Origin of the sequence: Streptomyces sp. NPDC101151 (assembly GCF_044768335.1) — a bacterium.
GTDB lineage: Bacteria > Actinomycetota > Actinomycetes > Streptomycetales > Streptomycetaceae > Streptomyces.
In genome coordinates, this window is the sequence record NZ_JBIWPP010000013.1 from 51655 (window position 1) to 75943 (window position 24289).

A 24289-nucleotide genomic window follows, 5' to 3' on the forward strand; every position below is an offset into this window, starting at 1 on the left:
CCGCACCCATGCGCAAGCCGTACGTCCTCCTCCTGAGCCTCCTCGGCCTGTTCCTCGGGCTGACGGCCGTCCCCGCGCGGGCCGCCGACAACGGAAGCTGGTCCGTCTACCCGGTCGCCTCGAAGGTGGCCGCGCGCCCCTACTTCTACCTCTCGGCCGACCCCGGCCAGACCCTCACCGACAAGGTCGCCCTCGCCAACAAGACAGGCGAACCGCTCACCTTCCGGCTGTACGCCGCCGACGCCTACAACACCGCGCGCGACGGCGGGTTCGCCGTACGCACCCTGAAGGAACACATGCGGGGAGTCGGCGCCTGGGCGAAACCGGCCACGTCACGCGTCACCGTGCCCGGCCACAAGACCGTCACCGTGCCCTTCACGCTGCGGGTGCCCCAGGGCGCCGAGCCCGGCGACCACCCGGGCGCGATCGTCGCCCTTGACGAACGGATCGATCCCGGCAGCGGCAAGCTGGCGCTCGGCGTGCAGCGGGCCGTCGGCGCCCGCGTCTATCTCCGGGTCAGCGGGCCGACACTGCCCGCGATCTCCGTCGAGCACATGCACATCAGCCACCCCCAGCCGCTCGTCCCCGGCATCGGCAACAGCACGGCGACCATCAGCTACACCCTGCGCAACACCGGGAACGTCACCCTCGACCCCAAGGTCGAGCTGAGGGCCCGCGGGCTGTTCGGCCGTACGCTGCTCGACCGCGACCTGACCCGGGTCCCGTCCGAGCTGCTGCCGGGGCAGCGGGTGCGGCTCACCGAGGCCTGGCACGGCGCACCCCAGCTCGACTGGGGCGACATCACCCTGACCGCCAGCGCGCAGGACACCCGTCAGTCGGCGAGCGCGTCCTTCTTCGCGCTGCCGTGGCTGCTCGCCGGGCTGGTGTTCGTCGCCGGAGTGGTGACCGGAGTGCTGCTGGTCAGAGCGCGTCGGGGCCGCGCTCGCCGGTCCGCACCCGTACGACGGTCTCCACGGGCAGCGCCCACACCTTCCCGTCCCCGATCTTCCCCGTCTGCGCGGCACTGACGATCGCGTCGATCACGTCGTCCGAGACCGCGTCCTCGACCACGACCTCGATCCGGACCTTCGGCACCAGGTCGACCCGGTACTCGGCTCCCCGGTACACCTCGGTGTGGCCGCGCTGTCGGCCGTACCCGCTCGCCTCGGTCACGGTCATCCCCTGCACGCCGAGCTCCTGCAGGGCGGTCTTGACGGCGTCCAGACGGTACGGCTTGACGATCGCGGTGATGAGCTTCATTCCTGGCTCTCGACCTTCTGGGTGGGGGCCTTCTGGGCGGCGACGGAGTGGGACACCGGGGCGCCATGGCCCAGGACCCCGTGATCGTAAGCCGTCTCGGCGTGCACCGTAAGGTCCAGACCGGTGTGCTCCTGCTCCTCGCTCGCCCGGAAGCCCATCGCCCGGTCGATCAGCCTGCCGAGGCCGTACGTCACCGCGAAGGCGTAGACAGCGACCGCCAGCACGGCCAGCAGCTGCTTGCCGAGCGGAACCAGCCCGCCGCCGTAGAACAGCCCCTCGGCGCCCCCGGTCATCGCCTTCTCGGCGAACAGGCCGATGAGCAGGGTGCCGATGACGCCGCCGACCAGGTGGACGCCGACGACGTCCAGCGAGTCGTCGTAGTTCAGCCGGAACTTCCAGCCCACCGCGTAGGAGCAGACGACGCCGGCCGCCAGGCCCACGACCAGCGCGCCGAGCAGCGAGACCGTGCCGCACGAGGGCGTGATCGCGACCAGGCCGGCCACCGCGCCCGAGGCGGCGCCCAGGGTGGTCGGGTGGCCGTCGCGCCTCTGCTCGACGAAGAGCCAGCCGAGCAGGCCCGTGCAGCCGGCGGCGAGCGTGTTGAGGAAGGCGGCCGCGGCGAGGCCGTTCGCGCCGAGCGCGGAGCCCGCGTTGAAACCGAACCAGCCGAACCAGAGCAGACCGGCGCCGAGGATCACCATGGGCAGGTTGTGCGGGCGCATGGCGTCCCTCCTGAACCCCAGGCGCGGGCCGAGGACCAGGCACAGGGCGAGGCCCGAGGCGCCGGAGGTGATCTCGACGGGCAGGCCGCCGGCGAAGTCGAGGGCGCCTAGCCTGTCGAGGATCCAGCCGTCCGGGCCCCACACCCAGTGGGCGACCGGAACGTATACGAGAAGGGTCCACACCGGGACGAAGACCAGCCAGGCCGAGAATTTCGTCCGGTCGGCAACCGCGCCGCTGACCAGGGCGGCCGTGACGATCGCGAACGTGAGCTGGAAGGTGGCGAAGAGCAGCGTGGGGACCGAGCCGTGCACGCTGTCCGGGCCGAGCCCGCTCATGCCGGCGTGCTCCAGCCCGCCGATCAGCCCGCCGCCGACATCGTCTCCGAAGGCGAGCGAGTAGCCGGCCACGAGCCACACCACCGTCACGAGGGCGATCGACACGAAGCTCATCATCAGCATGTTGAGGACGCTCTTCGTGCGGACCATGCCGCCGTAGAACAGGGCCAGGCCCGGAGTCATCAGCAGGACGAGGGCGGTGGCGGCGAGCAGCCAGGCGGTGTCGCCGGTGTCGACGTGCGCTGCGGCGAGGGTCACGGGCGTCTCCAACGGTGTGGTGGCTCGTCAGAGGGTCACCGGTGTGGATTTCCGGTTGCGTACGGGTGTGTTTCCGTGACGTTTCGTTGCGTGCGGGTTTCCGAAAGCTCACGCGGAGAAGCGGTGCTCCCCACTGGTACGGCACGGTCTCGTGGATCAGGGAGAATGGTCGCCATGAGCGTTCGCAGTCAGTCATCCGAGAAGCCGGCCGAGACCGTCCACCGTGCCGGCTTCGCCTGCTTCGTGGGCCGTCCCAACGCGGGCAAGTCCACCCTCACGAACGCTCTGGTCGGGCAGAAGGTGGCGATCACCGCCAACCAGCCGCAGACGACGCGGCACACGGTGCGCGGCATCGTGCACCGGCCCGACGCCCAGCTGATCCTGGTGGACACCCCGGGGCTCCACAAGCCGCGCACCCTGCTCGGTGAGCGGCTCAACGACGTCGTGCGGACGACGTGGGCCGAGGTCGACGTGATCGGCTTCTGCCTGCCGGCGAACGAGAAGCTCGGCCCGGGCGACCGCTTCATCGCCAAGGAGCTGGCCGGGATCCGGAAGACCCCGAAGGTCGCCATCGTCACCAAGACCGACCTGGTCGACTCCAAGACCCTCGCCGAGCAGCTGATCGCCATCGACCAGCTGGCCAAGGAGCTGGGCTTCGAGTGGGCGGAGATCGTGCCGGTGTCGGCGGTCGGCGACAAGCAGGTGGGCCTGCTGGCCGACCTGATCGTCCCGCTGCTGCCGGAGGGCCCGGCCCTCTACCCCGAGGGTGACCTCACGGACGAGCCCGAGCAGGTCATGATCGCGGAACTCATCCGCGAGGCCGCCCTGGAGGGTGTCCGCGACGAGCTGCCGCACTCCATCGCGGTGGTCGTGGAGGAGATGCTCCCGCGCGAGGACCGCCCGGCGGACCGCCCGCTCCTGGACATCCACGCCAACGTCTACATCGAGCGCCCGAGCCAGAAGGGCATCATCATCGGCCCCAAGGGCAAGCGCCTGAAGGAGGTCGGCATCAAGTCCCGCAAGCACATCGAGGCGCTGCTGGGCACACCGGTCTTCCTGGATCTGCATGTGAAGGTGGCGAAGGACTGGCAGCGGGATCCGAAGCAGTTGCGGAAGCTGGGGTTCTAGGGTCTTCTGCTGGCCGCGCCCGACCTGGTCGGCCGAGGGCTTGCCGTCCGGGGGCTGTTTCGCGTCCCGCATGTGCATCGAGGCGCTGTTGGGCGCGTCGGCCGGGTGGCGGTAGCCGCGTGTCGATGCAGTCTGGATCTGCATGTGAAGGTGGCGAAGGACTGGCAGAGGGATCCGAAGCAGTTGCGGAAGCTGGGGTTCTAGGGTCGTACCGCCGGACAGGCCCTAGCCGACAGCCCCCTGCGGGGACATGTCCTGCAAGCCCACCACCCTCAGCAGCTGAAGCCTCTCGTAGGACTCCGTGCCCGGGCGGGCCGTGTGGATGACGAGGAGCTGGTGGTGGTCGTGGTGGAGGAGGACCTCGCAGTCCAGTTCCAGGAGGCCGACCACCGGGTGCTGGAAGCGTTTGGTGGCGGCCTGCCGGACGGCCACCTCGTGTTCCTCCCACAGGCGGGCGAACTCCTCGCTGGCGGCGCGTAGTTCGGCCACCAGAACCGCCGGTTCGGGATCGTCGGGGCGGGCGGCCGTCACCGCGCGGAGGCTCGCCACCTGGGCGCGGGCGTGCCCGGGTCCGTCCTCCGGCGGGAAGAGGGCGCGGGCGGCCGGGTCCAGGAAGAAGCGGCGGATCAGGTTGCGCTCGTGCGGCGGACGGGCCGAGGCGTCACCGGACAGGGCCTTCGCCATCGCGTTCTGGGCCAGCACCTCGCCGCAGTCCGTCACCACCTGGGCCGGTGTGTCGTGCAGTCGGTCCAGCACCAGGAGCAGACCCGGGCGCACATGAGCGGAGGTCGCCCCCGGGCGCGGCGGCTCCTCGCCCGCCAGGTGGAAGAGGTGGTCCCGTTCGTCGTCGGTCAGGCGCAGGGCGCGGGCCAGCGAGGCGAGTATCTGGCGCGACGGCCGCGGGCCCCTGCACTGTTCCAGGCGGGTGTAGTAGTCCACCGACATGCCGGCCAGCGATGCCACCTCCTCGCGGCGCAGGCCCGGGGTACGGCGGCGGGCGCCGGGAGCGAGGCCCACGTCGGACGGGTCGAGGCGGGTACGGCCACGACGCAGGAAGTCGGCGAGTTCGGTCCGGTTCACCCCTCCAGCGTGGAGCAGCCCGCCCGGCTTATCCAGGGACTGCCGATCCCCTGATCGACGGGTCTCTCCCGCCCGTCCCGGCTCCGTCCGACGGTGGTGGCACCCGATCGTGAGGAGCAGATGATGACGGTGACACTGGTGACGGGTACGACGGGACAGGTCGGCCGGCGCTTCGTACCGAGGCTGCTGGCGCAGACCCGGGCGGGGATGGGGGTCCCCCCGCTCGGGCGAGGCCGAGAGTGGGGGAGGGTGCGGATCCTGGTGCGCGACGCCGCCCGTGGGGAGCGGTTCGCGGAGCTGGGCGCCGACGTCGTCCTCGGGGATCTCCGGGACTCGGACGCGCTCGGCAGGGCGGTGGCCGGAGCGGACGCGGTCGTGAACGTCGCCGCGTCCTTCCGCGGGGTGCCCGACGAGGAGGCGTGGGCCGTCAACCGGGACGCGGCCGTGGCACTGGGCCGCGCCGCACTGGCCTCGGGCGTACAGCGCTTCGTGCAGGTCAGCACGGGGAACGTGTACGGCCTGGGGCGGGGCCGCCCGCTGACCGAGGAGGACGAGAGCCGGCCGGGCGGCGAGATGTGGGGCGCGTACGCCGAGTCGAAGGCGCGGGCCGAGCGGGAACTGCTCGGGCTGGCGGGCCTGGACGTGCGCGTCGGCCGGCTCCCCTTCGTCTACGGCGAGGGCGATCCGCACCTGGCCCAGTCCCTGAGGTGGGCGTCGGGCTGGGCGGCGGCCCAGCGGCTGCAGATGGTCCACCACGCGGACGTCGCCCAGGGCCTGCTGCGCCTTCTGCACGCGCCGGGGACCGGCAGCCGGATCTACAACATCAACGACGACGCCCCCGTCACAGCGGTCGAGCTGCACCAGCTCAACGGCGTCGAGGTCCCCGCCGGCCTGTACACCCGCACGGACCCCGACCCGTGGTTCGGGATCATGTCCGCCGAGCGGATCCGCCGGGAGCTCGGCTTCCGGCCGCACTTCCCGACCGTCTGGTCCGCCCGCGACGCCGGAGCCCTGTGACCGGCAGAACCGCTCAGTCCACCCCGCGGATCCGGCCCACCAGCACCGCCCCCGCCAGCCCGACCGCCGCCGCCACCAGGTACAGCACCCGGTAGCCGCCGAGGTAGGTCACGATGGGCGCGGCGAGCGCGGGGGCCGCCACCTGCGGCAGGGCGTTGGCGACGTTGATCACGCCCAGGTCCTTGCCCCGGTCCAGCGCCTTCGGCAGGACGTCCGTCATCAGGGCGAAGTCGACCGAGGTGAACACGCCGAAGCCGATCCCGAGAACCGCCGACGCGACGATCGCGCCCGGCCAGGTCTGCCAGCCGGACAGGACCGCCGTCGCCACCGCCATCAGTACGCCCGACCACACCACGAACGGCTTGCGCCGGCCCACCCGGTCCGACCACGCCCCGCCCGCCACGACGGTCGCCATCAGGGTCAGACCGTTGACCGCGGTCAGGATCAGGACACCCTGGTCGGGGTCGGAGTGGTGCAGGCGGTCCCGCAGGTAGTAGAGGAGGTACAGCAGGACCAGCGAGTTGCTGAGGTTGATCAGAAAGCGGGTCAGCCACGCCCAGCCCAGGTCCGGATGGCGGCGCGGGCTCAGCCAGAAGCCCGCGAGGAAGGTCCGCCAGGACCGGGTCGGCCGGTCGCCCGCGGTCAGGCGCAGGTCCTCGTAGCGCCACACGTACGGGACCACGCCCACCACGGTGAACACGGCGCAGGCCGCATAGCCCGCCCCGGTGCCTCCGGCCGCCGTCGCGAGGCCGGTCCCGCCGACCACCCCGAGGATCTGCGCCGCCCCCAACCAGCCGCCCACCCGGCCCCGTTGCAGTCTCGGCACCCGGTCCGGCACCGCCGCCGTGACCGCCGCGAAGGCCGCGTTCAGGGTCAGCTGGACCAGGCACCATCCCAGCGCCATCGTCCACAGGCCGTCCGCTCCCGCGAGCAGCAGCAGGGAAAGGGCGCCGCCCGTCGCACCCGCCACGATCCAGGGGGTGCGACGGCCCCATCGCGACGTCGTACGGTCCGACAGCGCGCCGAAGAACGGGTTCGCCAGCAGGGAGACCGCGGCACCGGCGCCCGTCACCCACGCCAGCATCGTCTCCTTCGACATCCCGGAGCCCGGCGCGAAGTCCCCCGCCTGGGAGGCGAGCAGGATCTGCAGCGGGCCGAACCAGCCCACCCAGATCGCCCCGTTGGCCAGCGACAGGGCCGCCGTCCAGCCCCGGCCGACCCGTTCGACGGGCTCGGCGAGGGCGGCCGAGGCGCGGGCGGTGGTCATCTCTGCGCCCGCAGCACGTCCTGGAACCAGTGGTAGGAGGCCTTCGGGGTGCGTTTCCGGGTCGCGTAGTCGACGTGGACGAGGCCGAAGCGGCGCGCATAGCCCTCCGCCCACTCGAAGTTGTCCATCAGGGACCACACGAAGTAGCCGCGCACGTCCACTCCGGACTCCGACGCCTTGTGCAGGGCCCGGACATGGCCGTCCAGGTAGGCGATCCGGTCCTGGTCGTCGACGCCCTCGTACGAGCATCCGTTCTCGGTGATGACGATCGGCGGCAGCCGGTCGCCGTACCGGTCGCGGAAACCCGTGAGCAGCTCTGTCAGCCCCTCCGGGACGACCGGCCAGCCGAAGTCCGTCACCGGGCGGCCCTCGATCTCCCGGACCGAGAAGGGAAGGTCGGCCGGCATGGTCAGGCCGCCGAACTCGATCTCCGTGCCCTGCGGTGCGCCCACCTTCGTCGGCGCGTAGTAGTTGATGCCGTACCAGTCGACCGGTTCGGAGATGATCTTCAGGTCCGCCTCGACGTCCCCGGGCATCAGGTCGCCCATGCCCGCGGGGTATTCGCCCAGGATGACCGGCTCGGCGAACAGCCGGTTCAGGAGGATGTCGTAGAAGCCCGCCGCATCCAGGTCCGCCTGCTCCTCGGAGGCCGGCCAGGTCGGGCCGTGGGAGTTGGCGATGCCGATGTCCCTCGCACCGGCCGCGCGCAGGGCCCGTACCGCGAGGCCGTGGGCGAGGAGCTGGTGGTGGGCGACCGGGAGGGCGTCGAAGAGCAACTGCTTGCCGGGGGCGTGGGCGCCCAGGGCGTGGCCCAGCAGGGTGTGTTCGGCGGGTTCGTTGAGGGTGATCCACTTGGTGACGCGGTCGCCGAGGCGTTCGGCCACCACGGACACGTACTCGGCGAACCGGGCCGCCGTGTCCCGTTCCAGCCAGTCCAGGGAGGCGGGCAGGTCCCAGTGGAAGAGGGTGGGCACGGGCCGTACGCCCGCCGCGCACAGCTCGTCCACCAGACGGTCGTAGAAGTCCAGGCCGCCGGGGGAGTTCACCCGGGGCCAGGAGACGGAGAAGCGGTACGCGTCCACGCCGAGGCCGGCGAGGAGTGCCACGTCCTCCCGGTAGCGGTGGTAGTGGTCGCAGGCCAGTGCCGCCGTCGAGCCGTCCTTCACCCGCCCCGGCTCGGCCGTGAACACGTCCCACACGGACGGCTCGCGCTCGTCGGCCGCACCCTCGATCTGGTGGGCCGAGGTCGAGACACCCCACAGGAAGCCGGCCGGGAAGCGGGGTATCGGATCGCCTGCATCAGTCGCCATGGCCGGGATCATCCTTACCCCCGGTAACGTAAGTCAACGCCCCGGCGTGAAGTGAGGCTCCCGGCTCTGCTCCGGGCCCGGTCGCCGGACTCGCGCCCGGGAGCCCGACGACCGGGCCAGGCGTGGCCTAGGCGCCTTCCTTCAAGACCCGTGAGATCAACTCCCGCTGCTCCGCGGTCAGTCGGGGATCGGCCGCGTACACCGTCCGGCCGTCCACCGTGATCTCGTAGCTGAAGCCGTCCGGGACTCCGGCCGGACGGGTGCCCCGGCCGGACGCGAGGGCGCGTTCGGCCAGGGTGTGCCACTCGTGGGCGTCGGGCCGGCCCGAGGTGTCCACCTCGGCCCGGCGCTCGATGCCCGCGAAACCGCCCGTGCGCCGCACTTGGATACGCATGGGTCCGTGTTTAGTACGGAACTACAGCGTCCGCACCCCTACCTGCTCCCAGGCCTTCTGCACGGTCTGGAGTTCGTCGCCGGCGCCGTACCGCTCGCGGGCCGCCTTGACGGTGAGCGTGGCGAAGTCCGTGAACTGGGCGTCCTCCTTCAGCTCGCCGCCGGTCAGCGTGTCGTACCAGATCTGCCCGGCCTTCTCCCAGGCCGGGCCGCCGATGGTCGTGGCCGTCAGGTAGAAGGCGTGGTTCGGGATGCCCGAGTTGATGTGCACGCCGCCGTTGTCGCGGCTGGTGTGGACGTAGTCCTCCATGGTCGCCGGCTGCGGGTCCTTGCCGAGGACGTCGTCGTCGTACGCCGTGCCCGGCGCCTTCATCGAGCGCAGGGCGGTGCCGGTGACGCGCGGCGCGAGCAGGCCCGCGCCGATCAGCCAGTCGGCCTCGGCGGCGGTCTGGCCGAGCGCGTACTGCTTGATCAGCGAGCCGAAGACGTCGGAGAGCGACTCGTTGAGCGCGCCGGACTGGCCGAAGTAGGCCAGGTTGGCGGTGTGCTGTGTGACGCCGTGGGTCAGCTCGTGGCCGATGACGTCCACCGGGATGGTGAAGTCCAGGAAGATCTCGTTGTCGCCGTCGCCGAACACCATCTGCTCGCCGTTCCAGAAGGCGTTGTCGTAGTCCCTCCCGAAGTGCACGCTCGCGTCCAGCGGCAGGCCCTCGCCGTCGATGGAGTTGCGTCCGTACGCCTTCAGATACAGCTCGAAGGTGGCGCCGAGGCCCGCGTAGGCGCGGTTGACCGTGGCGTCCGAACCGGGTTCGGAGCCCTCCTCGCGGACCTTCGTGCCGGGCAGGTCCTGCTGATGGCGGGCGTCGTAGATGGTGCGGTGCGGCTGGTCGGCCGCGGCTGTGGCGGGCGGGGCGACGGTGGGCGCGCCGATCACCGTGGTCAGACGGCGGTGGGTGCGCTGGTAGGCGTCGTGCGCCAGGGACCGGCGGGCAGGGCCGGAGAGCGCCGGGTCCTCGTTCCGGGCGAGCTTGTCGAGGACGTGCGGCGGCACGATCGTGCAGAAGACGGGCTGGAAGCCCCCGTTGGTGGTCATGCCCGGCACCCTTGCACTGAGTCATGCCGCTGTCACTACGCGCAACCATGATTGGTGAAATACGGTGACAATACGGTGACGCCGGACTCGCCCTGTGTAGTCGACGTGGTATAGCGCACTTTTTGTCCATTTTGTTCCTGCGGTCCCGCATACTGATACATGCCCTCGCGGCCGGAGCGGCTCGGCTAGCATGCGGAGCATCATGCGTTTCGGGCTGCTCCTTCTTAGCTGCCGCGGCGAGGGCCTGTAGTCGAGGCCGACTCCCTCCCCGCGGAGCTTGGCGTTGCGTCGTCGGCCGTCCTTCCGGACACCTCCCAAGGAGCCCCCGCATCATGGCCAACCGCCAGCAGCCCAGTTCCCTGCCGATCCACAAGTACGGCCGCTACGAGCAGGTCGACATCCCGGACCGCACCTGGCCTCAGCAGCGCATCACCGTCGCCCCCCGCTGGCTCTCCACCGACCTGCGCGACGGCAACCAGGCCCTGATCGACCCGATGTCGCCCGAGCGCAAGCGCCGGATGTTCGACCAGCTGGTCAAGATGGGCTACAAGGAGATCGAGGTCGGCTTCCCGGCCTCCGGCCAGACCGACTTCGACTTCGTGCGCTCGATCATCGAGGAAGAGGGCGCGATCCCCGAGGACGTCACGATCTCCGTACTGACCCAGGCCCGCGAGGACCTGATCGAACGGACCGTGGAGTCCCTGAAGGGCGCCCGCCGGGCCACCGTCCACCTGTACAACGCCACCGCCCCGGTCTTCCGCCGGGTCGTCTTCCGCGGCTCCAAGGACGACATCAAGCAGATCGCCGTGGACGGCACCCGCCTGGTGATGGAGTACGCCGAGAAGCTGCTGGGCCCGGAGACCGAGTTCGGCTACCAGTACTCGCCGGAGATCTTCACCGACACCGAGCTGGACTTCGCCCTGGAGGTCTGCGAGGCGGTCATGGACGTCTACCAGCCGGGTCCGGGCCGCGAGATCATCCTCAACCTGCCCGCCACGGTGGAGCGTTCGACCCCCTCCACGCACGCGGACCGCTTCGAGTGGATGGGCCGCAACCTGACCCGCCGCGAGCACGTCGTCCTGTCGATCCACCCGCACAACGACCGCGGCACCGCCGTCGCCGCCGCCGAGCTGGCCCTGATGGCCGGCGCCGACCGCGTCGAGGGCTGTCTGTTCGGGCAGGGCGAGCGCACCGGCAACGTCGACCTGGTCACCCTGGGCATGAACCTGTTCTCCCAGGGCGTCGACCCGCAGATCGACTTCTCCGACATCGACGAGATCCGTCGTACGTGGGAGTACTGCAACCAGATGGAGGTCCACCCGCGCCACCCGTACGTGGGCGACCTGGTCTACACGTCCTTCTCCGGCTCCCACCAGGACGCCATCAAGAAGGGCTTCGACGCGATGGAGGCCGACGCGGCCGCCAGGGGCGTCACCGTCGACGACATCGAGTGGGCGGTCCCGTACCTGCCGATCGACCCGAAGGACGTCGGCCGCTCCTACGAGGCCGTCATCCGCGTCAATTCGCAGTCCGGCAAGGGCGGTATCGCCTACGTCCTGAAGAACGACCACAAGCTGGACCTGCCGCGCCGGATGCAGATCGAGTTCTCCAAGCTCATCCAGGCCAAGACGGACGCCGAGGGCGGCGAGGTCACCGGCGGCGCCATCTGGTCGGTCTTCCAGGACGAGTACCTGCCGAACCCGGACAACCCGTGGGGCCGTATCCAGGTCAGGACGGGCCAGTCCACGACGGACACCGACGGCGTGGACACGCTGACCGTCGAGGCCACCGTCGACGGCGAGGACACGGTGCTGACCGGCTCCGGCAACGGTCCGATCTCGGCCTTCTTCGACGCCCTGCAGTCCATCGGCATCGACGTACGCCTGCTGGACTACCAGGAGCACACGATGAGCGAGGGCGCCTCCGCGCAGGCCGCTTCCTACATCGAATGCGCGATCGACGACAAGGTTCTGTGGGGTATCGGCATCGACGCGAACACGACGCGTGCATCGCTGAAGGCCGTCGTCTCCGCGGTGAACCGCGCGACCCGCTGACCCTCGCTGACCGGCACTTTCGGGGCCCTGACCGCTGTATACGGCGGCCGGGGCCCCGTCACTTATCGGCCATCGGACCCCTCAGGTCACGGAAAGGTCTCGTACGAGGTACTGACTCAGCCTCCGTGATGTGGCTAACATCACGCCAGCGCGGCGATGTTGCCGCGTCATTACGGAGGTGCGACGTGCTGCCAGTACGGGGACGAGACGACCGTGCCACCAGGGCTGTGCGCATCCTGGGCACCCGCACCGCATGGACGCCCGTGGGAGACGGCGAGTTCTTCTGCCCCGGCTGCGGAGGCGACCGCAACTACCAGCGGCTGACCGGCCGCCGGCGCTTCACACTCCTCGGGGTGCCGGTGCTGCCGCGCGGGGCGACCGGGCCGGTCGTGGAGTGCGCGTCCTGCCGCCACCACTTCGGCACCGACGTCCTCGACCATCCCACCACCCGCCGCTTCTCGGCGATGCTCCGCGACGCCGTGCACACCGTCGCCCTCGCCGTCCTCGCCGCGGGCGGCACCTGCTCCCGCACGGCCCTGGAGGCGGCCGCCGGCGCGGTCCGCGCCGCCGGCTTCGAGGACTGCACCGAGGACCAGCTGGCCGCCCTGGTCGAGGCCCTCGCCGCCGACACCGGACGGGTCCTCGGCGGGCCGTGCGGCACGAGCCTCGCCATAGAACTCCACGAGGCGCTCGACCCGCTCGCCCCGCACCTCGCCCCGGGCGGCCGCGAGTCCCTGCTCCTGCAGGCCGCGCGCATCGCCCTGGCCGACGGCCCCTACACACCCGCGGAACGCGAGGTCCTCGCCACGATCGGCGCGGCCCTCACCATCTGCGCCACCGACGTGACCAGGCTGCTGGCCGCCGCGCGCACTCCGTCCTGATACTCCCCGGGGAGTAAGGGCGCCCCCCGGACACCCGTGGCAGTACCGCCCAACTCGCCCCCACGCCCGACGAACGCGACCCGTTCCGGCGGAAGTCTGGAAGCCGTATCCAGACATCCGCTCCGGAGGGAGGCCCGTTTCCATGGGGGCCGCGACAACACGTGGGACAGACGGGCGGCGAGGACTGCCCTGGCTGGTGCTGGGGCTGTGGGTGGCCCTGCTGGCCGTGGCGGGACCGTTCGCCGCGAGGCTCGCCGACGTCCAGCACGACCGGGCGACCGACTACCTGCCCGCATCCGCCGACTCCACCCAGGTGGCCAGACTCCAGGACCGGCTGCCGGGCGGCGAGACCACCGAGCTGGTCCTCGTCTACCACCGCACGGGAGGCCTCACCGCCGCCGACCGGGCCACGGCCGGCCGGCAGACGGCGACCGTCGCCGGGCGCCACACCCTGACCACCGCACCCAAGGGCATCCCGTCCGCCGACGGCACCACCCTGATGTACCCGGTCACCAGCAACGAGCCCGGCACCGACGAGAAGAAGCGCGACACCCTCGTCGACGACATCCGCCAAATCGCCCACAGCCAGGGCGGGTTGACCGTCCAGGTGGGCGGCCCGGCGGCCCTCGCCACCGACGCCTCCGCCGTGTACGGCTCCCTCGGCGGACCCCTGCTCTACACCACGGTCGCCGTCGTAGCGGTCCTGTTGATCCTCATCTACCGCAGCCCGCTGCTGTGGCTGGTCCCGCTCGCCGTCGCCGGCATCGGCGACTTCCTGGCCCGGGCCGCTGCCTACGGCCTCAACCAGACCTTCGGCACCACCGTCTCCGGCCAGAGCGCGGGCATCATGACGATCCTCGTCTTCGGCGCCGGCACCGACTACGCCCTGCTCCTGGTCTCCCGCTACCGCGAGGAGCTACGGCGCCACGAGCGGCCGTACGACGCCATGCGGGCCGCCCTGCGCGGCTGCGGGCCCGCCGTGCTCGCCTCCTCCGGCACCGTCGCCGCCGGACTGCTCTGTCTGCTCGCCGCCGACCTCAACTCCAGCCGGGGCATGGGCCCGCTCGGCACCGTCGGCGTCCTGTGCGCGCTGGCCGCGATGCTGACGCTGCTCCCCGCCGTCCTGGTCCTGCTGGGCCGCCGCGTCTTCTGGCCGCTCGTGCCCGCTCACGGCAGCACCCCCACGGAGCGCCGGTCGCTGTTCGCCGTGATGGGCTCCTCCGCCGGGCGCCGCCCGCTGACCGTCCTCGCCTCCGGCACCGCCCTGCTCGGCGCGCTCGCGCTGGGCACGCTGAACCTGCCCGGCGCGGTGAAGCAACTCGACACCTTCGTCGACCGGCCCGACTCCGTCACGGCCATGCGGACCCTGGCCGAGGCCTACCCCGAGCGGTCCGCGCAGCCCATCGAGATCCTCACCCCGGCGGACCGCGCCGACGCCACCCTGGCGGCGGCCAGGGCCACCCGCGGAGTGGCAGGCGCCGAAAAGGGCCGTACCGGCGGAGGCTGGACCGAGATCACGGTGACCGCGTCCGCCCCGCCCCAGTCCGCCGCCGAGACCGCCATCATCAAGGCACTGCGGCACCGGGTCGACGGCTCCTACGTGGGCGGGCCCAGCGCCCAGCAGCTGGACCTGGCGGACACCGACGCCCGTGACCGGCTGGTCGTCGTACCGATCGTCCTGCTCTCCGTGCTGCTGATCCTGATGGTCCTGCTGCGCTCCCTGGTCGCGCCGCTGATCCTGATGGCCGCCGTGGTCGCCGTGTGGGGCGCGGCGCTCGGCCTCGGCGGACTGGTGTTCGAGCCACTGTTCGGCTTCCACGGCACCGATCCCGGCCTCGGCCTGCTGTCCTTCGTGTTCCTCGTCGCCCTCGGCGTCGACTACGGCATCTTCCTGATGCACCGCATGCGGGAGGAGTCGCTGAAGGGCGCGGAACCGGCCGAGGCCGCGCTGATCGCGCTGCGCACCACCGGCGGGGTCATCGCCTCCGCCGGCCTCGTCCTCGCCGCCACCTTCGCCGTGCTCACGAACATGGGCCTGGTTCCGCTGGTGGAGCTGGGCTTCGTCATCGCGGTCGGCGTCCTGTTGGACACCTTCCTCGTCCGCACCTACCTGGTGACCAGCGCGAGCGTGGCGCTGGGGCGGCGGGTGTGGTGGCCGGGACCGCTGTCCAGGACACCCGAGACGCCGAGGAAGCGCACACCGGAGCCCGTGGGCTGAGCCCCGTACCGGAAGATGAACCCCGTGCAGGCAACCAGCAACGCTTCCCGGCTCCGGCCGGCCGCGGTCCTCCGGTACGCGTCCCTCGATCCGCTGCGGCAGGACGCGTACCTCGCCGTCGGTCTCGCCGCGCCGGCCTCCGCGATCGCGGTGACCGTCGGCAGCGGCCGGCACCCGGACGCGCTCGGCTGGGCCCTGCTGCTCGGCCTGCACGTCCCGCTCGCCTGGCGTCGGCGGGCACCGCTGCCGACGCTGGCGATCATGATCCCGCTGATCGCGGTGTACCACCAGCAGGACTACAACCACTCCGCGCCGACCGCCGCCTCCATGGTCGTCCTGTACACGGTGGCGGTCCGCAACGGGCCCCTGCGGACGGCGGCCGTCGGCTGCGCCGTCATCGCGCTGATGATGGTCCTCAAGATCGACCATGGCATGGCCGGGCTCGCGGTGTCCTTCCAGATCACCGGCTGGATCGTCTCCATGCTCGTCCTCGGCGGCTACATCCGCGTCCACCGGGAGAACGCGGCCGCGGCCGTCGGGCGCGCCGAACGGGCCGAGCGCACCCGCGAGGAGGAGGCCCGCCGCAGGGTCGCCGAGGAACGCCTGCGCATCGCCCGCGACCTGCACGACCTGCTCGCCCACAGCATCACCCTGATCGGCGTGCAGACCTCGGTGGCCGCCCATGTCCTGGCCGCCGACCCCGGCCGCCTGGACCGGGCCGCCGTCGCCGGCGCCCTCGACGACATCGCCGAGACCTGCCGCACGGCCCGCGGTGAACTCCGTACGACGCTGGAGGTCCTGCGCGATCCCGGTACCCCGGACGCCCGCGGGCCGCTGCCCGGCCTGCACGGCCTGGCCGACCTCGCCCGGACGGCCGTGGGCGCCCAGGTGAGGCTCACGGTCACCGCGGACGAGGCGCCGCCCGCCGTCGGCGCCGCCGCCTACCGGATCGTGCAGGAGGCGCTCACGAACGCGGTACGGCACGGCGGCCGGGACGACCTGACCGTGCGGGTGCGGGTGTCCGAGGACGACGGTGCCCTCCACGTCCACGTCACCGACGACGGCGCGGGCGCCGGCACCGCCACACCCGGCTACGGCCTGGTCGGCATGCGGGAGCGGGCACGCAGCGTCGGCGGCACGGTGACCGCCGGGCCCCGCGAGGAAGGACAGGGTTTCGAGGTGACGGCCGTACTGCCACTGGGAGGAACGAGATGACCCCCGTCCGCGTGCTGCTCGCCGACGACCAGACCCTCGTACGGGCCGCATTCGCGATGCTCGTGGAGTCCGCGCCGGACATGGTGGTCGTCGGACAGGCCGCCACCGGCCGAGAAGCCGTCGACCTCGCCCGCGCCGAACGCGCCGACCTGGTGCTGATGGACATCCGCATGCCCGACCTCGACGGCATCGAGGCCACCCGGCTGATCGCCGCCGACGAGGACCTGGCCGGGGTGAAGGTCCTGGTGCTCACCACCTACGACACCGACGAGCACATCGTGGACGCGCTGCGCGCCGGCGCCTCCGGATTCCTGGTGAAGGACACCCGTCCGGCCGATCTGCTCGACGCGATCCGGACGGTCGCCGCGGGCGAGTCGCTGCTCTCACCGGGGCCGACGGCACGCCTGATCGAGCGGTTCTTGCGCAGCCCCTCCGCGCCGGTGACGGGCGGTCCCGAGCGCCTTTCGGACCGGGAGCGGGAGGTCCTGACACTGGTCAGCCGGGGCCTCAACAACACAGAGGTGGCCGAGGTGTTGGGGCTGAGCCCGCTCACCGCGAAGACCCACGTGAGCCGGATCATGGGCAAGCTCGGGGCGCGCGACCGGGCTCAGCTGGTCATCGTGGGCTACGAGTCGGGGCTGGTGATTCCGGGGAGCATGGGGGCGTGATCCCGCTGCACCGCGCGCTTCTCGTCGCCTCCGCGTTCCTCACCCCGCTCACCGCCGTCCAGCCCGCCCACTCCGCCCACTCCGCGCACGGCTGCGTCTCCTCCGTGCCGTACACGGCAGGGACGGGCGGCTACGACACCTACCGCATCCCCGCGCTCGTCATCACCGGCCAGGGCACGGTCCTGGCCTTCGCCGAGGGCCGGCACGACGGCGCCGGCGACACCGGCGACATCGATGTCGTCCTGCGCCGCTCCGCCGACGGCGGCTGCACCTGGGGCCCGCTGACGGTGGTGGCCGCGGGGGAGGGGAACACCCGGGGCAACCCGGCACCCGTGGTCGACCCGCGCTCCGGCGCGGTCGTGCTCGTGACGTCGTACAACGGCGGGTCCGTGACGGAGCAGCAGATCATGCGTGGCGAGGTCACGCCCGAGCAGGGCCGCCGGGTGTTCGTGCAGCGCAGCGGGGACGACGGCCGCCGCTTCACCCGTCCGCGGGACATCACGGCCGAGGTGAAGCGGCCGGGCTGGCGCTGGTACGCGACCGGCCCCGGGCACGCGGTCGCCCTGACCCGGGGCCGGCACTCCCCCGGAGGCGGGGCCCCCGGCCGACTGCTGGTCCCGGCCAACCACTCCGCCGCCCCGCCCGCCGGCTCCAGCGACACCGGCGTGGAGCCCAAGTACTACGGCGGCCACGCCCTCTACAGCGACGACGGCGGCCGCACCTGGCAGCTGGGCTTCGTCGACGGCACCTACGACGGCGCGACCAACACCAATGAGACAAGCGCCACCCAACTCCCGGACGGCCGCCTGTACTTCACCGCCCGCGACCAGAACGGCAAGGCCCCCGGCAACCGCCTCGACACCTACTCCACCGACGGCGGCGCCACCCTCGACCGCCCCTACGTCGTCCAGCCCACCCTGAACGACGTACCGGTGGTCCAGGGCAGCGTGCTCCAACTGCAGGGCCCCAAGGCCCCGCTACTGCTCACGGCCCCCTCCGTGCCCACGGCCCGCCGTGCCATGGCCCTGTGGTCCAGCAAGGACGCGGGCCGCACCTTCACGAAGCTGCTCACCCTGTCCGACCTGCGGGCCGCCTACTCGGACCTGGTCCAGCTCGGCGAGGACACGGTCGGGGTCCTGTACGAGACGGGGGCGAAGGGGACGTACGAGACGATCGAGTTCCGGCGGGTGGGGGTGTCTTAGCCCAGGAATCGTCCCCGGTTGAGGAATCAATGGACCGACTTTTGCCCATTGTTGATCCGATGGGCGTTGCTCGCACCACCCGCGCATGTGAGTGTTGAAGGTCGTTCACTGAATGAAATCAGTCGAACGGAACAAGACATTACCGGTGAGGGGGAAGGCGCTGTGGACAGCGCTGAGCCGACGGGATCGACGGGGGCGGCGGACGAGACCGAGGTGCATCCGCCCAGGTCGGTGCTTTCGGACATCGCGGAGCAGACGGTTCTGCGCGCGGGCCGTGCACCCTTGCCTCCTGCTGATGTCTCCTCTGTAGCCCCATCGCGTCCGAAATCCAGCACATTCGCCATCGCGAGGCAGGCCGCAGTGGCGACCGAAACGGCGGCCGAACCCGCACCAGCGGATGCACCGCAATCCGCAGCCGCACAGTCGGCCGACCGGCAAGACGCGCCGCTCTCTGCGGAACAGGTCATTCGTCTCAGGGTTCACCGGCGCCGGTTCCGCGCGCGCCTCGGCGACTTCCGGCGTCGCCGCGTCCTCGTCCCCTACGGGGAGGACGGCGCGGCCCTGACGGTGGAGACGCACGGGGCGCGCTGGCTGCTCGCGTTCACCGACGAGGCCGCGCTCGCGCTGTATGCGAGGGCACGCGGGGAGGGCGACCGGGCCTGGCGGTACCGGGCGGTGTGGGGCGCGGCGGTGCTGGACGCCGGCGTACCGGCGGTGACGGCCGAGGCCGGGCTGCCGTGCGGAGTGCTGGTGGACGCAGGCGACGGCGAGCGGGGGCTGGTGCTGCCGCCGGTCGTCGGGATCGTGCCGGAGGCGGTCGCCGTGGACGGGCCGGAGATCGACGGCAGCGACACGAGTGCGGAACCGGAGCACGTATGAGTGGCGGCCGGGACATGGGCCCGGCCATCGAGACCGGATGACCGACGGGGGAGAGACAGCAATGACGTCACCGAGCGGGGGCGGCCGGCCGGATCTGCAGGTGCAGGGGCTGAAGTTGATGGCCGAGGGCATCAACAAGGCGCTGAGCGAGATGGATTCGCTGGGTGGGATGAAGGGCTGGGCCGGCGCGGGCCGTGGTTTCACCGGCCTGGAGATGGACGGCATGGACGTCGGCGACGACCATCTGGGCGCGATGCTGCACACCTTCTGCGAGCGCTGGCAGTGGGGAGTGCGCGATCTGATGCAGGAGGGCAACGCGCTGGCCGAGGGGATGGGGCTCGCGGCAGGAACCTTCCACCAGACGGACGAGTACGTGAAGGGTTCGCTGAAGGTCGCCTACAACTCCGTGGTCGGGGATCCCTTCGCCTCGAACGAGCAGGTGGAGAAGGAGAGTCTGGACCAGATCAACCACGCCGCGGCGACGACGGGGTACGGCGCAAAGGACCGCGACAACCTGGTGAACTCCGTGAAGCAGACGGGGAAGGGCGCGCTCAAGGACCTGGAGACGAGCGAGGGCGTGCCGGGCAGCCCGGTCCCGGTCTCACCGTCCGTCGTGCGGGACGTGACCGGGACGGGTGACGGTAACTGATGTCGTTCACCAGCAAGTTCAACGGCGCCGTCGGGTCGCTGAAGTCCGGCTACGACCATGTCAAGCGGACGACGGGCCATGTCATCGACGAGGGCGCCCATGGCGTGGGCGATGCGCTCGACTGGGCGGGTGCGCATGGTGCGGCCGACAAGGTCGACGACTGGGGCGACTCGACCGCGTCCAAGCTCGGCGCGCACGTGGACGAGCAGCAGCTGGACGAGACCGAGGACCCGAAGGAACTCATCCACGGCGACCCGGCGAAGCTCCGCGCGACGGCGGGGCATCTGCAGAACTTCGCGAAGTCCTTCGGCGCGGTCGCGTCAGGCATGCAGAAGCTGGACTCGTCGGAATTCAAGGGCGAGGCGGCCGACACCTTCCGCAAGAAGTTCGCCACGCACCAGGTCAAGTGGCGTCAGGCCGGTGAGGCGTGCGGGGACGCGGCCTCGGCGTTGGAGAACTTCGCGCACACGGTGGAGTGGGCACAGGCTCAGGCGCGGGAGGCGGTGGCGAAGTACCGTGAGGGCAAGTCCGCCTCCAAGGCCCACCAGCAGAAGGTGGAGACGTACAACCACGCCGTCGATGCGGGCTCGAAGGACCCCGGGCCGAGGCCCTCGGAGCAGGACCCGGGCGATGAGGCCAAGCACGCGGCCGAGCAGATCCTGGCCGCCGCCCGACGCCAGCGCGCTCACCTCGCCGCAGAGGCCGCCGACCGCGTCGAACTCGCCTTCCAGCACGCACCTCATGAGCCGTCGGCCCTGAACCAGCTGAAACTCGACGGTGCCGACGCCTGGGATGCCGCCAAGACGGAGGACATGCGGTTCTTCGGCGGTTTCATGCGCGGGCTCGGTGACCTGAACAACCTGGCCCGCAACGCGAACCCGCTCGACCCGTACGCGATCACGCACCCCTACGAAGCGGCCCAGGCCAAGGTCGAACTGCTGGGCGGCGCCGTCCACATGGTCACCCACCCCACCCAAACGGCCGACGGTCTGTGGAACTCCTTCCTGGAGGACCCCGGCGGGGTCGGCGGTGAACTCCTGCCCCAGTTCCTGATCCCGGAGGCGGGGGCCGAGGGGGCCGCTGTGGACGGTGTCCGGGTCGCGGAGGACGGGGTGAAGGGGGCGGAGGAGGCGGCGGCCGGGGAACGCGGGGCGGAGGCCGGAGCCGAAGGCGCGGGCGGGAAAACCGCTCGCGACGAGGTGGACGAGAACCCGCAGAATCACTCCCGCGAAGAGGACGCCGTGGAGGACTGCGGCGACCCTGTTGACGTCGCCACCGGCAAGATGTTCCTTCCGCAGACGGACGCGACCTTCCCCGGCGTGCTGCCATTGGTCCTCAAGCGGCGGGTCGAGTCCGGCTACCACCTGGGCCGCTGGTTCGGCCCCTCTTGGTCCTCCACCCTGGACCAGCGTCTGGAGATAGATGCGCAGGGAGTCGTCTTCGTCGCGGAGGACGGACTGCTCCTGTCCTACCCCCACCCGGCGCCCGGCCTGCCCACCCTCCCCAGCCACGGGCCTCGCTGGCCCCTGGACCGCGTGGACGACGGCTACACGGTCACGGACCCGCACACGCTCCGCACCTGGCACTTCGGCGACCGGGGCGAGGGCCTCGCCGTCCTGGAGCAGATCGACGACCGCAACGGCAACTGGATCACGTTCGAGTACGACGAGGAGGGCACGCCGCTGGCCGTCGTCACGAGCGCCGGCCAGGGCGTCCGCGTCACGACGAACTCGGGCCGCGTCACGGCCTACCACCTGGCGGCAACCGGCCAGGAGCTGAAACGCTTCGGCTACACGGACGGCAACCTCACCGAGGTCGTCAACTCCTCGGGACTGCCGCTCCGTTTCACCTACGACGGCCCAGGCCGGGTCACGTCCTGGACGGATACGAACGACCGCAGCTACACCTACGAGTACGACGGCCAGGACCGCTGCGTAGCCCAGACCGGCTCCGCGGGGCACATGGCGACGCGCTTTGCCTACGGGGAGCCGGACCCGGAGACGGACCTGCGGGTGACCACGGCGACCAACGGCGAAGGCCACAGCACACGCTACTTGGTCAACGAAGCCCGGCAGGTGGTGACCGTGACCGACCCGCTGGGTGCCGAAACCCGATACCACCGCGACCGTTACAACCGCCTGCTGTCCCGGACGAACCCGCTGGGCCACACGACGACTTTCGAGTACGACGAGGCGGGTAACGCCACGCGGGTGGTCCGCCCGGACGGCCGTGAGGCGAGGACGGAGTACAACGAACTCGGCCTGCCGGTGAAGCTGGTGGATCCGGACGGCACGGTGATCCGGCAGGACTTCGACGAACGGGGCAACCGCACGTCGGTGACGGACCCGGCGGGCGGGACGACCCACTTCACGTACACAGAGGCCGGCCACCTGACGTCCGTGACGGATCCGCTGGGCAACACCACGAGGGTCGTGTGCGATCGCGGGGGGCTCCCGGTGGAGGTGACAGACCCGCTGGGCGCGGCGACGCGCTACAACCGGGACGCCCTCGGACGGGCCATCACGACAACGGACCCGACAGGTGCGGTGACCCGGCTGGAGTGGACCGTGGAGGGACATCTGTCGGCCCGTACGGCCCCGGACGGCACGACCGAGTCCTGGACGTACGACGGCGAGGGCAACTGCACCAGCCACACCGACCCGATCGGCGGCGTCTCCCGCTTCGAGTACACCCACTTCGACCTGCTGACGGCCCGTACGGGCCCGGACGGGGTCCGCTACGAGTTCGCCCACGACAGCGAACTGCGCCTGACGAAGGTCACCAACCCGCAGGGCCTGACGTGGACGTACGAGTACGACGCGGCGGGTCGCCTGGCGGCGGAGACGGACTTCGACGACCGCGTTCAGCTCTACACCCACGACGCCGCCGGACGTCTGGCCCACCGCACCAACCCCCTCGGCCAGGTCATCGCCTTCGAACGCAACGAGCTGGGCCAGGTTGTTCGCAAGGTTGCCGACGGCAAGGTGACGACGTATGCGTACGACTTCACCGACCAACTGGCCCAGGCCACCAATGGCGACGCGACCTTGACGTTGCTGCGCGACCGGCACGGCCGCCTCGTGTCGGAGACCGTCAACGGCCGGACGCTCAGGCATGGGTACGACGAGCTTGGGCGCCGCACGAACCGGACGACACCCGCTGGTACGGAGAGCGCGTGGACGTACGACATGATCGGCAATCCAACGGCCCTCACCACCCACGGTCACACGCTCACGTTCACCCACGACGCGCTCGGCCGTGAAACCTCACGCCACCTGGGCGAGGTGACCTTCACCAACGCCTACGACACCGTCGGCCGCCTCACCGCCCAGACCGTCAACGGCCCGGCCGACCAGCTCGTGCAGCATCGCGCCTACGCATACCGCCCGGACGGCTACGTCACTCGCATCGACGACCACCTTGGCGGCACCCGCCACTACGACCTCGACCCCATCGGCCGCGTCACCACCGTCCGAGCCGCCAACTGGTCGGAGTCCTACGCCTACGACGTCGCCGGCAACCAGGCCAACGCCGACTGGCCCGACGCCCACCCGGGAGCCGAAGCCCGAGGATTGCGCACGTACGAGGGCACCCGTATCACTCGCGCCGGCACCATGCGCTACGAACACGACGCCGCCGGGCGCATCACCCTCCGCCAGAAGACCCGCCTCTCCCGTAAACCCGACACCTGGCGCTACGCCTGGGACGCGGAGGATCGCCTCACCTCAGTAGTCACCCCCGACGGTACTCGCTGGCGCTACCACTACGACCCGATGGCCCGCCGCATCGACAAGCAGCGCCTTGCCGCCGACGGCGAAACCGTCGTCGAACAAGTCGACTTCACCTGGGACGGCACCACCCTCTGTGAACAGACCACCCGCAGCGCGCACACCCCCAACGTGGTCACCCTCACCTGGGGCCACGACGGCCTACACCCGCTTTCCCAGACCGAACGCATAACGGCTGCAGACGCTCCCCAACACGTAATCGATGCCCGCTTCTTCGCCATCATCACCGACTTGGTAGGCACCCCCACCCAACTCGTTGACGAAAACGGCACCCTCACTTGGCACACCCGCACCACTCTCTGGGGCACCACCACCTGGACCGCCAACAGCACCGCCTACACACCCCTCCGGTTCCCCGGTCAATACCACGACCGCGAAACCGGCCTCCACTACAATCACTTCCGACACTACGACCCGAATACAGCACTGTATGCCAGCCCTGATCCACTTGGGCTTGAGCCTGCATTCAATCCCAACGCATATGTTCAGAATCCCCATGTATGGACAGATCCACTCGGCTTGGCGCCGAGGTGTGGTGTCGGCGACGCACTGAAGGGGTGGAAAACACGATATTTCGAAGTGGGAAGCGAGAAGCTTCGACTCACCAAAGAGCGCATGCAACACATTCTGGAACGCCATCATCCATCGTATCGACGCGGTCCGGACAAGGCGATGCAGACGAATTTTCCGAAGAATATGTCCATACAGGATGTCGAGGATGCGATAGCGAGCGTAGTTCAGCAGAATCGGGGCTACATTGCAAGTCGAGGAGTTCAAGACAGCTATCAGGTGCACGGCGCCTATGACGGTAGGAGTTACACTATGGGAATAAGTCAGGGGCGTATCGGACAGTTCTTTCCGGTGGAGTAAT

The 24289-nt window shown here is 70.7% G+C and carries 19 protein-coding genes; 12 read left to right on the top strand and 7 right to left on the bottom strand.

Annotated elements, in window-relative coordinates; all coding sequences use genetic code 11:
* Window positions 1–8 precede the first annotated feature (8 nt).
* Entirely contained in the window at window positions 9–1028 is a 1020-nt protein-coding gene (locus ACIRU3_RS23965; protein ID WP_404059603.1) for a WxL protein peptidoglycan domain-containing protein, read from the top strand.
* On the opposite strand, the gene ACIRU3_RS23970 is transcribed toward ACIRU3_RS23965, so the two are convergent.
* On the bottom strand, window positions 922–1260 hold the full coding sequence (locus ACIRU3_RS23970; protein ID WP_404059606.1) for a P-II family nitrogen regulator: 339 nt from the start codon (window positions 1258–1260) through the stop codon (window positions 922–924). The genes ACIRU3_RS23965 and ACIRU3_RS23970 overlap by 107 nt on opposite strands.
* A complete protein-coding gene (locus ACIRU3_RS23975) occupies window positions 1257–2576 on the bottom strand; it encodes an ammonium transporter (protein ID WP_404059608.1) in 1320 nt (439 codons plus the stop codon). Before ACIRU3_RS23975 ends, ACIRU3_RS23970 begins: the two co-directional genes overlap by 4 nt.
* Before the next feature lie 174 nt (window positions 2577–2750).
* On the opposite strand from ACIRU3_RS23975, the gene era reads away from it, so the two are divergent.
* Complete coding sequence (era, locus tag ACIRU3_RS23980; RefSeq protein WP_404059611.1) at window positions 2751–3704, top strand: GTPase Era; 954 nt, start codon at window positions 2751–2753, stop codon at window positions 3702–3704.
* A 225-nt stretch (window positions 3705–3929) separates the two neighbouring features.
* Here era and ACIRU3_RS23985 read toward each other — a convergent pair whose 3' ends face one another.
* Window positions 3930–4784 (bottom strand): helix-turn-helix transcriptional regulator, encoded by an 855-nt coding sequence (locus tag ACIRU3_RS23985; protein WP_404059614.1) that lies wholly within the window; start codon window positions 4782–4784, stop codon window positions 3930–3932.
* Window positions 4785–4907: 123 nt separating this feature from the next.
* On the opposite strand from ACIRU3_RS23985, the gene ACIRU3_RS23990 reads away from it, so the two are divergent.
* Window positions 4908–5801: an NAD-dependent epimerase/dehydratase family protein gene (locus ACIRU3_RS23990; RefSeq protein ID WP_404059616.1), complete on the top strand. Its 894-nt coding sequence runs from the start codon at window positions 4908–4910 to the stop codon at window positions 5799–5801.
* Window positions 5802–5814: 13 nt separating this feature from the next.
* On the opposite strand, the gene ACIRU3_RS23995 is transcribed toward ACIRU3_RS23990, so the two are convergent.
* The 4 genes from ACIRU3_RS23995 to ACIRU3_RS24010 form a co-directional block, all read right to left on the bottom strand.
* Window positions 5815–7068 carry an MFS transporter gene (locus tag ACIRU3_RS23995; RefSeq protein ID WP_404059619.1) on the bottom strand — a complete coding sequence of 418 codons (1254 nt, stop codon included), beginning with the start codon at window positions 7066–7068 and terminating at the stop codon, window positions 5815–5817.
* A complete protein-coding gene (locus ACIRU3_RS24000; RefSeq protein WP_404059622.1) occupies window positions 7065–8378 on the bottom strand; it encodes a GH1 family beta-glucosidase in 1314 nt (437 codons plus the stop codon). Before ACIRU3_RS24000 ends, ACIRU3_RS23995 begins: the two co-directional genes overlap by 4 nt.
* A 127-nt stretch (window positions 8379–8505) precedes the next feature.
* Window positions 8506–8772 carry a protealysin inhibitor emfourin gene (locus tag ACIRU3_RS24005; protein WP_404059624.1) on the bottom strand — a complete coding sequence of 89 codons (267 nt, stop codon included), beginning with the start codon at window positions 8770–8772 and terminating at the stop codon, window positions 8506–8508.
* Window positions 8773–8793: 21 nt separating this feature from the next.
* Window positions 8794–9864 carry a M4 family metallopeptidase gene (locus tag ACIRU3_RS24010; protein WP_404059626.1) on the bottom strand — a complete coding sequence of 357 codons (1071 nt, stop codon included), beginning with the start codon at window positions 9862–9864 and terminating at the stop codon, window positions 8794–8796.
* A 332-nt stretch (window positions 9865–10196) separates the two neighbouring features.
* Between ACIRU3_RS24010 and leuA the strand changes: the two genes are divergently transcribed.
* The 9 genes from leuA (at window position 10197) to ACIRU3_RS24055 (ending at window position 24288) form a co-directional block, all read left to right on the top strand.
* Window positions 10197–11918: a 2-isopropylmalate synthase gene (gene leuA / locus ACIRU3_RS24015; protein WP_404059629.1), complete on the top strand. Its 1722-nt coding sequence runs from the start codon at window positions 10197–10199 to the stop codon at window positions 11916–11918.
* Window positions 11919–12103: 185 nt separating this feature from the next.
* Complete coding sequence (locus tag ACIRU3_RS24020; RefSeq protein WP_404059632.1) at window positions 12104–12799, top strand: TerB family tellurite resistance protein; 696 nt, start codon at window positions 12104–12106, stop codon at window positions 12797–12799.
* A 142-nt stretch (window positions 12800–12941) separates the two neighbouring features.
* On the top strand, window positions 12942–15017 hold the full coding sequence (locus tag ACIRU3_RS24025) for an MMPL family transporter (RefSeq protein ID WP_404059634.1): 2076 nt from the start codon (window positions 12942–12944) through the stop codon (window positions 15015–15017).
* Window positions 15018–15032: 15 nt separating this feature from the next.
* Entirely contained in the window at window positions 15033–16232 is a 1200-nt protein-coding gene (locus tag ACIRU3_RS24030) for a sensor histidine kinase (protein ID WP_404059637.1), read from the top strand.
* The gene (locus tag ACIRU3_RS24035; protein WP_404059640.1) at window positions 16229–16900 is read left to right on the top strand and encodes a response regulator; all 672 of its coding nucleotides are present in this window, start codon (window positions 16229–16231) and stop codon (window positions 16898–16900) included. Before ACIRU3_RS24030 ends, ACIRU3_RS24035 begins: the two co-directional genes overlap by 4 nt.
* The gene (locus ACIRU3_RS24040) at window positions 16897–18102 is read left to right on the top strand and encodes an exo-alpha-sialidase (RefSeq protein ID WP_404059643.1); all 1206 of its coding nucleotides are present in this window, start codon (window positions 16897–16899) and stop codon (window positions 18100–18102) included. The genes ACIRU3_RS24035 and ACIRU3_RS24040 overlap by 4 nt, the downstream gene beginning before the upstream one ends.
* Before the next feature lie 360 nt (window positions 18103–18462).
* Complete coding sequence (locus ACIRU3_RS24045; RefSeq protein ID WP_404059645.1) at window positions 18463–18981, top strand: hypothetical protein; 519 nt, start codon at window positions 18463–18465, stop codon at window positions 18979–18981.
* Between the two features lie 61 nt (window positions 18982–19042).
* Window positions 19043–19630: a hypothetical protein gene (locus tag ACIRU3_RS24050; RefSeq protein WP_404059647.1), complete on the top strand. Its 588-nt coding sequence runs from the start codon at window positions 19043–19045 to the stop codon at window positions 19628–19630.
* Window positions 19630–24288, top strand: a complete 4659-nt coding sequence (locus ACIRU3_RS24055) for a putative T7SS-secreted protein (protein ID WP_404059649.1) — start codon at window positions 19630–19632, stop codon at window positions 24286–24288. Before ACIRU3_RS24050 ends, ACIRU3_RS24055 begins: the two co-directional genes overlap by 1 nt.
* The last annotated feature ends 1 nt before the right edge of the window (window position 24289 follow it).

Coding starts and splice junctions, on each gene's coding strand:
- ACIRU3_RS23990 (WP_404059616.1), top strand. CDS start 4,908: ATGACGGTGACACTGGTGACGGGTACGACGGGACAGGTCGGCCGGCGC.
- ACIRU3_RS24030 (WP_404059637.1), top strand. CDS start 15,033: ATGAACCCCGTGCAGGCAACCAGCAACGCTTCCCGGCTCCGGCCGGCC.
- ACIRU3_RS24010 (WP_404059626.1), bottom strand. CDS start 9,864: ATGACCACCAACGGGGGCTTCCAGCCCGTCTTCTGCACGATCGTGCCG.
- ACIRU3_RS24055 (WP_404059649.1), top strand. CDS start 19,630: ATGTCGTTCACCAGCAAGTTCAACGGCGCCGTCGGGTCGCTGAAGTCC.
- ACIRU3_RS24035 (WP_404059640.1), top strand. CDS start 16,229: ATGACCCCCGTCCGCGTGCTGCTCGCCGACGACCAGACCCTCGTACGG.
- ACIRU3_RS23965 (WP_404059603.1), top strand. CDS start 9: ATGCGCAAGCCGTACGTCCTCCTCCTGAGCCTCCTCGGCCTGTTCCTC.
- ACIRU3_RS24005 (WP_404059624.1), bottom strand. CDS start 8,772: ATGCGTATCCAAGTGCGGCGCACGGGCGGTTTCGCGGGCATCGAGCGC.
- ACIRU3_RS24025 (WP_404059634.1), top strand. CDS start 12,942: ATGGGGGCCGCGACAACACGTGGGACAGACGGGCGGCGAGGACTGCCC.
- ACIRU3_RS23970 (WP_404059606.1), bottom strand. CDS start 1,260: ATGAAGCTCATCACCGCGATCGTCAAGCCGTACCGTCTGGACGCCGTC.
- leuA (WP_404059629.1), top strand. CDS start 10,197: ATGGCCAACCGCCAGCAGCCCAGTTCCCTGCCGATCCACAAGTACGGC.
- ACIRU3_RS24050 (WP_404059647.1), top strand. CDS start 19,043: ATGACGTCACCGAGCGGGGGCGGCCGGCCGGATCTGCAGGTGCAGGGG.
- era (WP_404059611.1), top strand. CDS start 2,751: ATGAGCGTTCGCAGTCAGTCATCCGAGAAGCCGGCCGAGACCGTCCAC.
- ACIRU3_RS23995 (WP_404059619.1), bottom strand. CDS start 7,068: ATGACCACCGCCCGCGCCTCGGCCGCCCTCGCCGAGCCCGTCGAACGG.
- ACIRU3_RS24000 (WP_404059622.1), bottom strand. CDS start 8,378: ATGGCGACTGATGCAGGCGATCCGATACCCCGCTTCCCGGCCGGCTTC.